The sequence below is a fragment of the Aestuariibacter sp. GS-14 genome, from assembly GCF_006494365.1.
GTDB classification, from domain to species: domain Bacteria; phylum Pseudomonadota; class Gammaproteobacteria; order Enterobacterales; family Alteromonadaceae; genus Alteromonas; species Alteromonas mangrovi.
Map to the genome: position 1 here is coordinate 36000 of NZ_VHIP01000017.1, position 14107 is coordinate 50106.

The 14107-nt window shown below is 48.2% G+C and carries 13 protein-coding genes; 10 read left to right on the top strand and 3 right to left on the bottom strand.

The window, feature by feature from the left end:
* Positions 1-33: 33 nt before the first annotated feature.
* On the bottom strand, positions 34-1371 hold the full coding sequence (locus FJ444_RS19150; protein ID WP_140961150.1) for a magnesium transporter: 1338 nt from the start codon (positions 1369-1371) through the stop codon (positions 34-36).
* Positions 1372-1497: 126 nt separating this feature from the next.
* Here FJ444_RS19150 and recQ point away from each other — a divergent pair, with 126 nt between their 5' ends.
* From recQ to FJ444_RS19165, 3 genes are all read left to right on the top strand, one after another.
* Entirely contained in the window at positions 1498-3351 is a 1854-nt protein-coding gene (recQ, locus tag FJ444_RS19155) for a DNA helicase RecQ (RefSeq protein WP_140961152.1), read from the top strand.
* 185 nt (positions 3352-3536) lie between these two features.
* Positions 3537-5156, top strand: coding sequence for an LruC domain-containing protein (locus FJ444_RS19160; RefSeq protein WP_140961154.1), 1620 nt, complete (start codon positions 3537-3539; stop codon positions 5154-5156).
* 12 nt (positions 5157-5168) lie between these two features.
* On the top strand, positions 5169-5702 hold the full coding sequence (locus FJ444_RS19165; RefSeq protein ID WP_140961155.1) for a hypothetical protein: 534 nt from the start codon (positions 5169-5171) through the stop codon (positions 5700-5702).
* A 323-nt stretch (positions 5703-6025) separates the two neighbouring features.
* On the opposite strand, the gene FJ444_RS19170 is transcribed toward FJ444_RS19165, so the two are convergent.
* Positions 6026-6931 (bottom strand): LysR family transcriptional regulator, encoded by a 906-nt coding sequence (locus FJ444_RS19170; protein ID WP_140961157.1) that lies wholly within the window; start codon positions 6929-6931, stop codon positions 6026-6028.
* Positions 6932-7060: 129 nt separating this feature from the next.
* Between FJ444_RS19170 and FJ444_RS19175 the strand changes: the two genes are divergently transcribed.
* The 3 genes from FJ444_RS19175 to FJ444_RS19185 are packed head-to-tail and all read left to right on the top strand — an operon-like array spanning position 7061 to position 9103.
* A complete protein-coding gene (locus FJ444_RS19175; RefSeq protein WP_140961159.1) occupies positions 7061-7423 on the top strand; it encodes a DoxX family protein in 363 nt (120 codons plus the stop codon).
* Entirely contained in the window at positions 7410-8213 is an 804-nt protein-coding gene (locus FJ444_RS19180) for a class III extradiol ring-cleavage dioxygenase (RefSeq protein WP_140961161.1), read from the top strand. The genes FJ444_RS19175 and FJ444_RS19180 overlap by 14 nt, the downstream gene beginning before the upstream one ends.
* Before the next feature lie 50 nt (positions 8214-8263).
* Positions 8264-9103, top strand: coding sequence for an SDR family oxidoreductase (locus FJ444_RS19185; RefSeq protein WP_140961163.1), 840 nt, complete (start codon positions 8264-8266; stop codon positions 9101-9103).
* Positions 9104-9430: 327 nt separating this feature from the next.
* Here the strand turns inward: FJ444_RS19185 and FJ444_RS19190 are convergent, their stop codons facing one another.
* Positions 9431-10105 carry a glutathione S-transferase gene (locus tag FJ444_RS19190; protein WP_140961165.1) on the bottom strand — a complete coding sequence of 225 codons (675 nt, stop codon included), beginning with the start codon at positions 10103-10105 and terminating at the stop codon, positions 9431-9433.
* Positions 10106-10231: 126 nt separating this feature from the next.
* On the opposite strand from FJ444_RS19190, the gene FJ444_RS19195 reads away from it, so the two are divergent.
* The 4 genes from FJ444_RS19195 to FJ444_RS19210 all read left to right on the top strand — a co-directional run bounded on the left by FJ444_RS19195 (position 10232) and on the right by FJ444_RS19210 (position 14091).
* The gene (locus FJ444_RS19195) at positions 10232-11656 is read left to right on the top strand and encodes a YdiU family protein (RefSeq protein WP_140961167.1); all 1425 of its coding nucleotides are present in this window, start codon (positions 10232-10234) and stop codon (positions 11654-11656) included.
* Complete coding sequence (locus FJ444_RS19200; RefSeq protein ID WP_140961169.1) at positions 11644-11973, top strand: DUF3630 family protein; 330 nt, start codon at positions 11644-11646, stop codon at positions 11971-11973. The genes FJ444_RS19195 and FJ444_RS19200 overlap by 13 nt, the downstream gene beginning before the upstream one ends.
* An 88-nt stretch (positions 11974-12061) precedes the next feature.
* The gene (gene ribA, locus FJ444_RS19205; protein WP_140961171.1) at positions 12062-12679 is read left to right on the top strand and encodes a GTP cyclohydrolase II; all 618 of its coding nucleotides are present in this window, start codon (positions 12062-12064) and stop codon (positions 12677-12679) included.
* Between the two features lie 110 nt (positions 12680-12789).
* On the top strand, positions 12790-14091 hold the full coding sequence (locus FJ444_RS19210) for a DUF3300 domain-containing protein (RefSeq protein ID WP_140961173.1): 1302 nt from the start codon (positions 12790-12792) through the stop codon (positions 14089-14091).
* Positions 14092-14107: the final 16 nt, after the last annotated feature.

The window sequence follows — 14107 nt, forward strand, 5'->3', positions numbered from 1 at the left end:
ATAAGGCAAACGGCTTGGCTGACACAGCAACTCCTACAGTAAAAACAGACTACCTAAACCTAAAAATGCAACAAACCCAACAATGTCTGTAACCGTTGTCAGGATCACCGAACCCGACAGCGCCGGGTCAATTTTCAATTTATCCAGCACCACTGGCAGCAACACGCCTGCCAGCGCAGCAGCCAGAATGTTCAAAAATATCGCCAGGCAAATCACTACGCCCAGCAACGGATCACTAAACCAGAAAAACGCTACAATGCCTATGACCAACGCCCAGATCACCCCGTTTACGCCCCCCACCTTCAGTTCTTTGGTCATCAGGGCTTTTAAGTTTGCTCCGGTCACCTGACCGAGGGCCAGGCCCCGCACTATAAGCGTAAGCGTTTGACTTCCGGCAATCCCGCCCATACTCGCGACAACGGGCATCAGTACCGCCAACGCGACCACCTGCTGTAGGGTGGCTTCAAACAAGCCAATAAACCACGAGGCTAAAAAAGCAGTGAGCAGGTTAATTCCCAGCCACAAGGCGCGATTACGGGCACTTTTTGCTACTGGCGCAAATAAATCCTCGTCTTCGTCCATACCGGCAGTTGCCATCACCTGACGTTCGTAATCTTCGTTTACCAGTTCACTGGCACCCAGAATATCCAGCCTGCCGAGTAACTTATTGTTGTCATCCACCACCGGCAAGGCAGCATAGCCACTGCGTTGAACCTGAAGCGAGCCTGACGTACTGTCGTCGGTTCCCTTAATAACCGGAATAAATTCTTCGGTTAACTCCACCAGCGGTAAATGTTCCGGCGCACCAAACACGCGGGTTAACTTCACTGCCGCAGAAAATTGCCCGGAGCGGTTTACCAGAAAAATAGTGTCGCAATGCATCGGCACATTGCGGCGAATACGGCGCAAACCATCTCGCACTTTGGCGTTTAACGGCATGGTCAGGCCATCGCGACGTATCCAGTGCCCCACTTGCTCGTCGGGATATTGTGTTGCGTCGCGGAAATACCCCTGCTGCTGATCATCCAGCGCCTGATACGCCAGCTCCATCAATTTGCTGGGCAATGAGTCCATCAGTTCCAGCAGGTCTTCGGCATCAATACCGGTTAGAATTTTACTCCACTGATGATCTTCGGTGGCCGAAATCAGCACTTCACGCGGATCGCTACGCATTTCAACCAACACGTCGATTTTGCGATCATCGGGCAAGGCATCCCACAACAACAATCGGTCGCCAACCGGCAAAGATTCGAGGAGTGTCGCTATTTCTATGCTTTCGGCACCCAGTAAGGATTCCGCTACCGATTCCATGTCGTCTTTCTTTTTGTCGGCAACAACTTCTTCAATCAGGGTAGGTAAGGGTTCGGCCATGGAAAACTCCGCCTTGGACAGAATATCTGGGCGCAACTATAGCACTTTTAATCAAATTCCGAATGAGAAAAACTGATCTTAAAAAGGCCTGATTATTTCCACAAAAACGCGTAAAATCGACGCCCAATGACAGCGACATCTCTATCTTCACTCCCACAGCAAAACGTACCCACGGACAATTCCGAGGCGTTAAACCGTGCCCAACAGGTTCTTGAAGATACGTTTGGTTACCGTGAATTTCGCGATGGTCAGGCGCAAGTGATTGCCCAGTTGATAAACGGGTCTGACGCGCTGGTTTTACTGCCTACCGGTGGCGGTAAATCCCTGTGTTATCAAATCCCGGCAATGGTACGCGACGGCACGGGTATTGTGGTGTCGCCCCTGATTTCGTTAATGCAGGATCAGGTAGAGCAGCTAAAAGAAGCCGGGGTAAACGCCGCTTTTATCAATTCCAGTCTTGAACCCGAGACACTGCACAGCACTACGCAAGCGTTGAAAGACGGCGAGTACGATATGGTGTACGTTTCACCTGAACGCCTGTTGCAACCGTATTTTCTGAATATGCTGTCTGAACTGCCCATTGCACTATTTGCTGTGGACGAAGCGCACTGCGTATCGCATTGGGGGCATGATTTCCGCCAGGACTATCGTGGACTAGGCTTGCTTAAACAGCGCTTTCCTACCGTCCCCTTAATTGGTTTAACCGCCACAGCCGATACCGCCACCCAACAGGATATATTGATTCAGTTGGGATTAACCGATCCGTTGGTGTATCGGGGCAGTTTCGACAGGCCCAACATCCGCTACCGCGTGGTGCCCAAATACAAAGCGTTTGATCAAATAGTTACTTACATAAAGCAGCAGGAAGGCAGTGGCATAATTTACTGTAATTCCCGCGCCAAAGTAGACGATATCAACGCCAAACTGTACCGTCAGGGCATGCGCTGTGCTGCTTACCATGCAGGGATGGATGCCGACGAGCGCGCCTTTGTTCAGCGCCAGTTTATTACCGACAAAATTGATATCGTGGTAGCGACTGTGGCGTTTGGGATGGGCATAAACAAATCCAACGTAAGGTATGTAGTGCATCACGATGTACCGCGCAGTATTGAAAGTTACTATCAGGAAACTGGCCGGGCCGGGCGGGACGGACTGCCTGCAGAAGCCATGCTGTTATTCGATGAAAAAGACAGTGCCAGGGTTAAGCAATGGATAGAACAAGGTGAAAACGCCGAGCGCAATAATATTGAACTGCAAAAGTTCAGCGCCATGGAATCCTTTTCCGAAGCCCAAACCTGTCGTCGTCAGGTATTGCTCAATTACTTTTCACAGTTTAGCGACAAAGCCTGCGGCAACTGTGATATTTGCCTGGATCCACCGCGCCCCTTCGACGGACTTGTGAATGCCCAAATGGTTTTGAGCTGCATTTTGCGCCTGGAGCAACGCGTGGCGACTCAGTATGTTATCGATGTGCTGCGTGGAAAATCGCTTAAGCGTATACAGGAGTCCGGACACGATAAACTCTCTACCTGGGGAATTGGCAAATCGCAAAGTGATCAGTACTGGCACAACATAATCAACCAGTTAATCCATCGCGGCTATGTGCGTATTGACGTAACAAACCATGCCGTATTGCGTCTTACCGAAGCCGCCAGAGCGGTGTTAAAGGGCGAAGTACCAGTAGAGCTGGCAACCCCAAGACTCGAAATCAAGCAGGACAAGCCGGCAAAAGTAGCGCTGAAAAATTATGACAAAGCCCTGTTTGCCCGCTTAAAGCACCTGCGCAAGGTACTGGCTCAGGAACACGATGTGCCGCCATTTGTTATCTTTAGTGACGCCACGCTGGCAGAAATGTCAGATGCCAAACCTGCCAATGCCAATGAACTTCTGGCGGTAAGTGGGGTTGGGCGTACCAAACTTGAACGCTACGGCGATGCCTTCTTGCAGTTGATTCGGGATTATTCAGAGCGCGATAACTAGGGCGTGTTGATCTTTGCTGCACACTTTTAACAGCGGTGCTCGCCTCACACTGCATTGCAATATGCAAAATCTCACCCAACACCTTTCACAAAAAAACACTAACCAATTGATTTAATTTACATATTTTATTTGGCACACAAATCGCTGTTATCGGGTATTGATTTTACTACCCACTAGGAAATGCGATGAAAGCAAAGCATGCCATCTACACTGCCATAACCCTGGCCCTGGTAGCCCCAACCACACCGGCAGTAGAAACGGTTAACGGCCAGTACGTCTGGCAGTTTTTAAACGGCGAAGCCTGGCCGCAAGGCTATAACCAGTCAACCGGAAAACCCGATAATGTTGTTTTTATTGACACCTACCCCACTGAATTTTTCGATCGTATCGCTAATGCCTTACCCGAAGCCGAACTCAATGAAGCGTTTATCATCGACGATGCCGGTTCTACTATTCATCTGGCAGAAGAAGGTGAGGTGTTTGTTACATTTCTGCACGAAGGCGCAGGCTATTTAAACTCATTTGGTTATTTTACCTTTGACGCCAGCAACCCGCCGGCGTCTAAAAACGAAGTAAGGGAAACCATTGTATTTCCCAACCTGTCTTATCCGCATCTGCGTCAGGGTGACAGAGTCAGTCTGGGCACATTCCCCGCTGGTACCAGTATTGGCTTTTTTCTGGCAGCGAATGGCTTTTCCAGTAGCACAGGCGTAAAAGCTGGCGCTGTACCTTATTATTACTCGCTTAAACATTTAAACCCGGAATCGACTGATAGCTTGCGTCAGCACATGGCCGCACTGTACGACCCCTATGTGGATGAAGTGGTGTTAGGCTTTGAGGATCTTCCCCGTACCTGGGGCGACAACGACTTTAATGACGCCGTGTTTTCGGTAAAAACCACGCCAAGCACTGCGCTCGATAAAAGCAATCTCATTATAATGCCCGAAGCTAACGACAGCGATGCCGACGGCATTGCCGATACCCTGGATCAGTTCCCGAATAATTACCAACGGGCGTTTAGCAGTTACTATCCGTCAAACAGCGACTACGTGTCGTTGGCCTACGAGGACAAATGGCCTCAACTGGGCGACTACGATATGAACGACCTAGTGATCCGCGAACAATTGCAAACCATTTACAACGCAAATGGCGACATTACCGGATTCAAACTCAGTGGCTTCATCGACGCACGCGGTGCTGACTTTAACAACGGCTTTGCCGTGCGTCTAATGGGTAGCGTACCATCATTGTTTAAAGAAGGGTCCATACAGGTTGGCAGCAGCTTGTATACGCTGAAAGCAGAACAAGGCCAAACCAACATGGTGGTGGTGTTGTGGGATGACACCCATGACTTCACAGCCTCCGGTGATGCTGGCTGCAAGTTCTTTAATACCGAAAAAAGCTGCCCTGAGTACGATCCTGTGCCGTTCACAGTGGATATTGCATTCACCAGCGGTATCAACTCGTTACTGCATTCGGAACTGGACTTCTTTATTTACCGGACCGCCAAGCGGGGACATGAAATTCACTTTGCTGGCTATCCGCCGACAGACAAAATGGATACCAGCTTATTTGGTAAACACGCTGACACGTCCGACCCGGCAACCGGCCGCTACTATCGCAGCGAAGCCAACCTCCCCTGGGGCCTGAAAGTCAGTGGTGCCTGGTACTACCCACAGGAATACAAAGACATCGTGTGGTGTTACCCCCAATACGAAGCCTGGGTAGAAAGTTCGGGCGAACAAGCCCAGGACTGGTTCCGCACCAGCCCCCACGACCACCTTTACTATGTACCAACACGCTAGGAGATTCAGGCCATGACAATGCAAGTGAACAAACAAACGATACAAATTGCTGCGATATGCCTAAGCCTGAGTTTACTCACAGCGTGTGGCGGCGGAGGAAGTGATAGCAGTAGTAGTACGCCACCACCCAGCGCGCCAGCACCAACCAGTGCACCAGCACCCGATTACACACCTGACGCCACGGCATTGGATTCGTCAGCGAATAAATCAACGGATTTGTATGTGGAAACAGACTTTACCTTTGACACCTACAAAGTGGTTACGCTGGATATCAGTGCAACTGATCCCAATGGCAACGCACTGGGCAATACACTGATGTTCATCTCGGTTATCGACAACGAAATTACCGAACTGGACGACGAGCAATTACAGAACAAGGAGCTACTGTCCGTCGCTAAAACCGACGCAAGTGGCAGTATGTACAGGCAAGTTGAAATTGCCAGTACGGTGACCAAATTGCTCATTGAATTAAATACGCTGGGTATCGAAAACGAAGTAATTGTTACCATTAACGCCGATAACTACGTGAGTTATCAGTTCAAGTAGTTAACTTACTTTGGAGTTAATTTGCCGAGGAAGATTTCCAGGGACGTTCAAAAATAGGCCAGAACAACACCGAAAAGTCACTCAACGCGCTCTGTTCAATCAGAGCGCCATTAGAATACGAGTCATGGGGCGAGTTGATTTTTCTGTGCATACTTTATTTATCAATGTATCCACAACCACATCATGACAAATCTGCGCCTCTAGCAAAACGGCGAATCGTTCAACAGGGGTTATCACAGGCTTTCAACTTTGGGCTGTCAGACGATAAGTCTCGAAAATATACGAATTTGATGATCCTGTTTTAAACCCGCGAATGGTTCTCTTTATAAAGCAGGGTCAATATTAAATGTATACGCCATAAATTGATCCCATAACATTTGCGCAACCGGGCCTAATAGTTCGTCTTTGTTTTTGAAAAGGTAATAGTCTAAATTTATCCGGCTGTGGATATCATTTAATTTGAGTTCAAATAATTTTCCTATATCCAAACTTTTTTGGATCTGATGCTGAGGCAGTTTCCCCCACCCCATACCACTCTCAATTAACATCTGCTTTGTTGCAAAATCATTCACATACCAGCATCGCTGCCCGTCTTGGATACCCCATTTTTTGTCTCCCGAATATTTGCCCGAATCCTGAAGGACAATTTGATATTCGTTAATTAATTCTGCACTGGATTTTAAGTTCGGATGGCGAGACAGTAATTGAGCAGAGGCAACAGTTATAAGACTACCTGAACCCAAAAAATGAGACGTGAACTGCGTATCTAACAGCTGAACTGGACCTGACGGGGACAAACATAAGGTTGCTTGTTTTTCAGAAAGCGCCCCTAGCGCACCGGTTAAACGTTCTTGTCTCAACAGAATTTGTGTATCAGGAAATTGAGTTTGAACATGCGTGAGCAGCGGAATAATTCCCCTTAAATCAAACGAAGCTTCGGTTGCCAACGTAATGCTCGGTTCATTCCCAGCGCTAAAATGTTTGGCCATGTTCTGCATAGATGCAGCTTCGTTCAATACTCTTAACGCCTGCTGATACAAAATGTGACCGTGTTGTGTGAGTTCTAAACGATAGCCAGCGCGACTGAACAAGGCTACACCCAGTCCTTCTTCCAGTTGCTTGATACTTTGGCTTATTGCGGGCTGTGTTTTGTATAAATGCTCGCTTGCACGCCCCAATGAACCCAATTCTGCGACCGTCTGAAACGCCTCTAATTGCTCAAGCTTCATAATTTCTCCTCGACATATAAACTTATAGTTTATGAGATACAAAAAAACATTCAATATTTTTTATACTATTACTCATTTACAGTAGGTTGAACGATTGTTGTCGTTCCACAAAACGAAGCGGAGAAAGACATGAGCAAACCTAAAAAGATTATGATGTTAGCTAGCCTTGGTTTAGCAAGCCTGGCATTTGCAGCAGCGGGGGCGGCTAAATTAGCCGGGGTCGAAGCGGTACATACCTCTTTTGCAACTATGGGGCTACCGGTGTGGTTTGGTTACTTTGTCGGGTTGTGTGAGTTAGCCGGCGCTATTGGCATTTGGCTCCGACGCACAAGATCATTCGCCAGCGCGGGGTTGTTTATCATTATGCTTGGCGCAATCTATTTCCATGTAGTCTACGAAGCCATACCAAACGCAATACCAGCTATTATATTAGCAGTACTTACAGCCTTTATTTTCAAGACCCCAACAGCAGAGTCCAATGGCAACGCTTAGTCAGTGTGCTGCCGTAGGGCTAATGCCGGTAGCTTACGTCCCTCATGGTGGCGGACCATTTCCACTTATGGGGGAACCGAATCATGCGGAACTGATTCGGTTTCTAAAAGCACTGCCAAGTCTTATGCCCAAGCCGAAAGCCATCGTCATGATTAGTGCGCACTGGGAAAGCAATGTGATATCTGTATCTTCGGGTTTGACCCCTCCAATGATTTATGATTATTGGGGATTTCCCGCCGAAACATACGATTATCAATATCCCGCGCCAGGTGACCCTAAGCTTGCAAAATATATAGCTAATTTAATTATTGGCGAAGGGTTGGAGTGCACGTTCGACTCACATCGAGGCTTCGATCACGGCACTTTTGTTCCCCTCATGCTGATGTACCCAAAGGCAACTATTCCGGTTGTTCAGGTATCGTTAAAGCAATCACTTGATCCCGCTGAACATATCGCTTTGGGCAAGGCGCTTGCACCTTTAAGGGCTAAGGGTGTTTTAATTATAGGCTCGGGGATGTCCCATCACTCAATTAAAGCCAGCACTAAAGAAAGCGAAGACTTTGATAACTGGCTAACCCAGACACTAGTAAAAGGAGCCCCCCAGGACGTCACTGATCAGTTGATTTATTGGGCGAAGGCCCCAGCGGCAAAAGCCTGTCACCCGAGAGAGGAACATTTAATACCATTGCATGTATGTTGGGGCGCAGTTAGCAACCAATGTTATATGGCAGAAAAAGTATTCTCTGCTCAATTAATGGGGAAATGGATTTCTGCTTTTATATGGCGATAGTGATTATTTGTCTGTTTTACATGTAAACGAATTAATTTGAGGAAATAGCAATGACATCCACAACAATTAACAAGATCTGTATTTTAGGAGCTAGCGGATTAATCGCTCAAGAAACTATCAAAGCTTTTGCTCTAGAAGGATTTTCGCTCAGGCTATTTTCGCGCAATATCGCCGCCTCAAACTATCCTATGCACGAAACCCTTAGAGGCGATGTATTTAACGATAGTGACTTGGCTGCTGCAATTGATGGCTGCGACGCGATACATATCACTTTGTCGCAGCTAGATGAGTATTCCGCTGTTCAACGAATTGTTAGAACAGCGAAAGATAATGGCAATATCAAGCTAATAAGCTTTGTCAGTGGTGCCACTGTCTGTTACGAAAACAGCAAATTGTTACCCTTTATTGCTGCTAAATATCGCTCAGAGCAACACCTTAAACAAAGCGACATCCCTTATTTAATATTGCGACCAACGTGGTTTATGGAATCTTTATCAATTATGGTTCAGAACGGTAAGGCCAATGTAATGGGTAAGCAGCCCAATAAACTACGGTGGCTTGCAGCCAAAGATTTCGGTAGCTTATTAGCACACGCCTATAAAAAACCTGAAACCTACAATCAGGAGTTCAATATTTATGGCCCAGAAGCATTAACGATTAACGAAGCTTTATCGGAATACGTGAAAGTTAAACACCCCCAGATTCCCAAGATTAATAATGCGCCGTTTGGAATGTTAAAAGTCATCGCATTTTTGACTCAAAATCAAAAGTTAAAGGCGTTTATTCCCATTTTTGAGTATTTCGAAAAGGCCAGGGAGGTGGGCGACTCTTTTACTTCGGATATCTTGATTGGGAAACCAGTTACAACCTTAAAGATGTGGCTGAACTAGAGACTATTTTTGAGCTGTGTTCAAGAAACAATCGACATAGCGACAAGGTGACATGCTTTTCCAAAGTCGCTATACCGAAAGAGATGGTATGCCTCGAATCGCAGTAAAAGATATTCCGCCGGAAGTGTTACTCCATGCTCTAATAGCAAGAAAGTGCATTTACTAAAGTTATAAGCAAGATCACCGTTCTAGATTGCTAAATGTATAAATGTTGAATCGCATCAATGAAATAAATTCATACCGGGAGCTTGCTACTTAGCAAACCAACGTAGCCAATCGTAGCTACCGGTATATCTCGACGAAAAAATAAAGAAAAGACAATACTACTTACGCATAAGCGTATTTACCGCCTTTTTCCAAACCGCGCTGATAGGCTTCCCGGGCATGGATTTTTTGTACAAAGGCATCGATATGCGGATATAACCCTTTCCCTACCCGCCCCTGCATAGCCTCCAACGGAAAGCTCATCTGAAAGTCGGCGCCGCTCAGGGCGTCTCCTGCAAACCACTCATTATTTGCCAAGTGAGCGTTTACATACTGCAAGCTCTGCTCCAGGTTGGGCCCGTAGTAAGCAGCAATAATTCCATCCACCAATTTATTCACGATAGGTTTAATAAAAATGGGGCCTGCCTTTTCACGGGCTTTACCCAACACCAGGCGCGCCACCAGCGGCGGCATCAAGCTACCTTCAGCAAAATGCAGCCAAAAGCGGTATTGAATTAATGCCTCTGGTGATGACGGTTTTAATTGCGGCGCGTAGGTTTCGGTAAGGTATTCAATGATGGCACCAGACTCAGCCAGCACTAATGTTCCGTCGGTCAATACGGGAGAACGCCCGAGCGCGTGAACCTGCTTAAGTTCGGCAGGGGCAAGATTGGTTTTTGCATCACGCTGATAATGCTTAACGGTATAAGCGACGCCCATTTCTTCCAGAAGCCAAAGAATGCGCTGCGAGCGACTGTTGTTCAAGTGATGTAACACGATATCCTGTGGGGTTTTCATTATGGCTCCTGGTGACTAAACCTGTTGTATACGAATTCTATCGGCATACAGATCATCACATTGTTTGGTTACGAAAATGACGCGCTCAATGGTACGATACGTCCATAATGCGTTTTTGGATTTTCTATGCAGTTAAGTCATCACTATGCCAGTGAACTGACCGATACAGTCAGTTTGGTCAGGCCACAACCACTTAGCGATATATCGCTTCGTATGACCAATCACGCACTGGTACAGCAGTATCAGTTGCCTGATGCATGGTTTAGCCACCAGGGCATTATAGAGCAGCTTTTTAATGAGCAGGGCATGCTGGCCCAACACGCCGTGGCACAAAAATACGGCGGTCATCAGTTCGGTCAGTGGAATCCTTACCTTGGCGATGGCCGCGGTCTGTTACTCGGTGAAGTTACCGACCCCAATGGCAATCAAATGGATCTGCATTTAAAAGGGGCCGGACAAACCCCTTACTCACGCCATGCTGATGGAAGGGCGGTACTGCGCTCCACCTTGCGTGAATACATTGGCTCTGAAGCGCTGCATCATTTGGGCATTCCGTCCTCCCGGTCGCTTTGTTTGTTCAGCAGTAGCGAGCGGGTATACCGCGAATTGCCCGAGCCCGGTGCCATGATGATAAGAATGGCGCCCAGCCATTTGCGCTTCGGCCATTTCGAATATTACTTTCACAGTAAAGCGTTCGATACGCTCGACAAGCTCATGGATTTTACCTTAACCCGGCACTTTCCGGATTGCGCAGCGCACGCAGAGCCGCATAAGGCACTGCTGAAAGCGATTACGCTGCGCACGGCGCGCATGGTTGCGTTGTGGCAGGTACACGGCTTTGTTCACGGCGTAATGAATACCGATAACATGTCGATTCACGGCATTACGTTTGACTATGGTCCCTATGCTTTTATGGAGCAGTTTAAGTCTGACGCTGTGTTTAACCACTCTGATCACGAAGGTCGTTATGCCTTCGACCGTCAGCCTGGTATTGCGCTGTGGAACTTAAATGCGTTGGCCTATGCGTTTTCCCGCTATATCAGCGTTGACGACATTAAAGCTTGTTTAACCCAGTTTGAGCCTGCATTTTTAGCGGTGTACCGGGAAACCATGCTAGCCCGCATTGGTCTGGATAACGACAAAGAACACGAACCTTGTCTGAACATGTGGCTGGCGATGTTAGGGCAAAACCCAATCGACTATACGCAAAGCTTCCGCTGGCTGGCAGAGGCCGATCCTACGCAATCTGTGTCTTCGCTGCGCGACCATTTTATCGATCGCAACAGCTTTGACGGATGGTGGCAGGATTACCGTCAACGCCGTCTGTCTGCAGCCCATACCCCGGACTCGCTACTTGCCAGCAATCCGCTGGTTGTAGCGCGAACGCAATCGTTGCAGCGCGCTATTGAAGCGGCGGAACAAGGCGATTACTCGGTGGCAGAACAACTACTACTGGCACTGAATACGCCGTATCAGGCTACCGACGCCAGCGCACCATTTGAACAGCCTGGTAACAGCGATGACACAGTGAGTTTATCATGCAGCAGTTAACGCAATCCGAACTGTATAGCGCCCTGCGCATGTCACCTGATGGGTTGCTAATGATTGATCTTCCGTTGCCCACCACACCACTGGCCTTTACCCGCCTTTGCGACAAACTGGGTACCTTATTGTGCAAATCGCATACCGAATTAGAATGGGGCGCAGACCGTGCGCAGGCGCGATATTCCCTGCACGACATGGATTTGTTATTACAGGCTGAATGGTTGTGTGAAGCCATGTGGTTAACGCCATCGGGCTACGCGCATGGCTACCCAAGTGCACACGATGCGCTTAGCGCGCTACTTTCCCGCGTGGCTTCCGGGTGAAAAAATGCTATATTGTATCAATTGTGGGCTTGCAAACCCTGTCTCGACCCCCATATAGCACTATCAGTTTTAACCGGCATTGAGTTTCATGACCAGTAAATCCTCACAGTATCGCTTTGTTAGCGCGGCCAAACTCCCTACCCGAAAAGGTGAGTTTACCATTCATGGTTTTGTTAAAGACGGTGACACCGAGCACGTTGCGTTGTCTTATGGCTCATGGCAACCCGACGACGTAGTACCTATTCGCATTCACTCCGAATGCTTAACCGGCGACGCTTTGTTTTCTACCCGTTGTGACTGTGGCTTTCAGTTAGAACGCGCCATGGAAAACATCGTTGAACGCGGCTTTGGCGTCTTATTGTACTTACGTCAGGAAGGCAGGGGCATTGGCCTGATCAACAAGATCCGCGCCTATCACCTGCAAGACAACGGCATGGATACCGTTGAAGCTAACGAACATTTGGGCTTTGACGCCGACATGCGCACCTACGATATGTGTAAGGTGATGTTAGATACCCTGAAAGTAAAAAACGTAGAGTTGATGACCAACAACCCACGTAAAATCGCTGCATTAAAAGCACTGGGTATCAATGTAGTGGCGCGTAAGCCAATTGATCACGGCGTTACCCAGGACAACAAGCACTACATCCGCACTAAAACTGAAAAGCTCGGTCACGCTTTCGATCCACACGTTTTGGGCGACTAACCAGCCATACCTGAACCAACGGGTTGTAATTGGTTCAGGTAAAGTTAATTTACACTTGCGTATAACGATATACAGACCAACTACACAGCGCCAAGGCGCGAGGAGTCTGTATGCACAAACGCATCCTGTCATTACTATTTATTTCACTGCTGGGCGGCGGCCAGGTTCACGCGATGACTGCCCCGGAAACCGTTGATTTGGTTCAGCAACAACGTGTATCTGAAGCCGAGTTAGACGCCCTATTGGCGCCCATTGCACTGTACCCTGATTCAGTGGTCACGCACATTCTGATTGCCAGCACCTACCCGTTGCAGGTGATTGACGCCCAACGCTGGCAACAAGCCAATTCGCAACTGAGCGATGAAACCCTTAGCGCCCTGCTGGAAGAAAAAAGCTGGGATCCAAGCATAAAAGCACTGATGCCATTCCCGGATATTTTGTCGCGTATGAGTAATGACCTGAACTGGCTGGAAACCCTGGGCGATGCGGTCCTTACCGATGAAGACTGGGTGTTAGACCGGGTACAGGCGCTGCGTTTGCAAGCCTGGCAGCAAGGCAACCTGGAAACCAACGACTATCAGCAAGTAAGCTATGAAGACCGGGTGATTGTAATTGAACCCCGTCAGCCCCGCGTAGTGTACGTACCTTATTACGACCCGTTGATTACCTATGGTCACTGGCATCACCCCATTGCGCCGGTTATTTGGCCAGGCTACGCCAATGTGCATCTGCACCATGGGTTTTATTGGGGTAGTCGGGTAACCATTGGGGCGGGTTTTTACTTTGGCCACATCTTTTGGCCCGAGCGTCACATTGTGATAAGCCACAGAACGGTTCATCATTACCCCAGCGTGTCCTATCGCCAGCGTTATAATGTTCGCGAATATCACAGGTGGGAGCACAATGGCGCAAACCGCCATGCTCGATACTCACACCGGGTGGCAGAGCGCAATCCAGCTATAGTGAAAGAGCACAAAACAGTACGTTACCAACAGCTACCCACGGCACATGCTCAACGCGATAACGCTGTCCATCAGCAACGGATTGAGAAAAAGTTAAATCAGCAACCTCATGTCATGCCACACAGGCGCGAGCAGGAAAAACGTTACACTCAGGGCAACAAACCGGAACGTCATGGACAGGCAACCGACAGGCAACGTGAACATGCCCAGCGTGCACAACGTAATGAGGCTGGATCAGAACGCTCTGCACAGGCTGCGCAAGTAAAGCCCACTGTTCAGCCCGACAGGCAACATTACAAACAGGAAAAACACGAGAATAAAACGAATCGCGAAACAGCTATGCAACGACAACCCACTCAGCAACGCCAATCGCATTCAAATAACCAGGCAAGATCGCACCAGCGCGACATGGCGTCCCACCAGGACAAACAACGCACAAAACAACACTAAGCACATCTCAACAAAG

Excerpts from the sequence above, each read along its gene's own strand:
- FJ444_RS19150 (WP_140961150.1), bottom strand. The coding sequence starts at position 1,371 with ATGGCCGAACCCTTACCTACCCTGATTGAAGAAGTTGTTGCCGACAAA.
- recQ (WP_140961152.1), top strand. The coding sequence starts at position 1,498 with ATGACAGCGACATCTCTATCTTCACTCCCACAGCAAAACGTACCCACG.
- FJ444_RS19160 (WP_140961154.1), top strand. The coding sequence starts at position 3,537 with ATGAAAGCAAAGCATGCCATCTACACTGCCATAACCCTGGCCCTGGTA.
- FJ444_RS19165 (WP_140961155.1), top strand. The coding sequence starts at position 5,169 with ATGACAATGCAAGTGAACAAACAAACGATACAAATTGCTGCGATATGC.
- FJ444_RS19170 (WP_140961157.1), bottom strand. The coding sequence starts at position 6,931 with ATGAAGCTTGAGCAATTAGAGGCGTTTCAGACGGTCGCAGAATTGGGT.
- FJ444_RS19175 (WP_140961159.1), top strand. The coding sequence starts at position 7,061 with ATGAGCAAACCTAAAAAGATTATGATGTTAGCTAGCCTTGGTTTAGCA.
- FJ444_RS19180 (WP_140961161.1), top strand. The coding sequence starts at position 7,410 with ATGGCAACGCTTAGTCAGTGTGCTGCCGTAGGGCTAATGCCGGTAGCT.
- FJ444_RS19185 (WP_140961163.1), top strand. The coding sequence starts at position 8,264 with ATGACATCCACAACAATTAACAAGATCTGTATTTTAGGAGCTAGCGGA.
- FJ444_RS19190 (WP_140961165.1), bottom strand. The coding sequence starts at position 10,105 with ATGAAAACCCCACAGGATATCGTGTTACATCACTTGAACAACAGTCGC.
- FJ444_RS19195 (WP_140961167.1), top strand. The coding sequence starts at position 10,232 with ATGCAGTTAAGTCATCACTATGCCAGTGAACTGACCGATACAGTCAGT.
- FJ444_RS19200 (WP_140961169.1), top strand. The coding sequence starts at position 11,644 with ATGCAGCAGTTAACGCAATCCGAACTGTATAGCGCCCTGCGCATGTCA.
- ribA (WP_140961171.1), top strand. The coding sequence starts at position 12,062 with ATGACCAGTAAATCCTCACAGTATCGCTTTGTTAGCGCGGCCAAACTC.
- FJ444_RS19210 (WP_140961173.1), top strand. The coding sequence starts at position 12,790 with ATGCACAAACGCATCCTGTCATTACTATTTATTTCACTGCTGGGCGGC.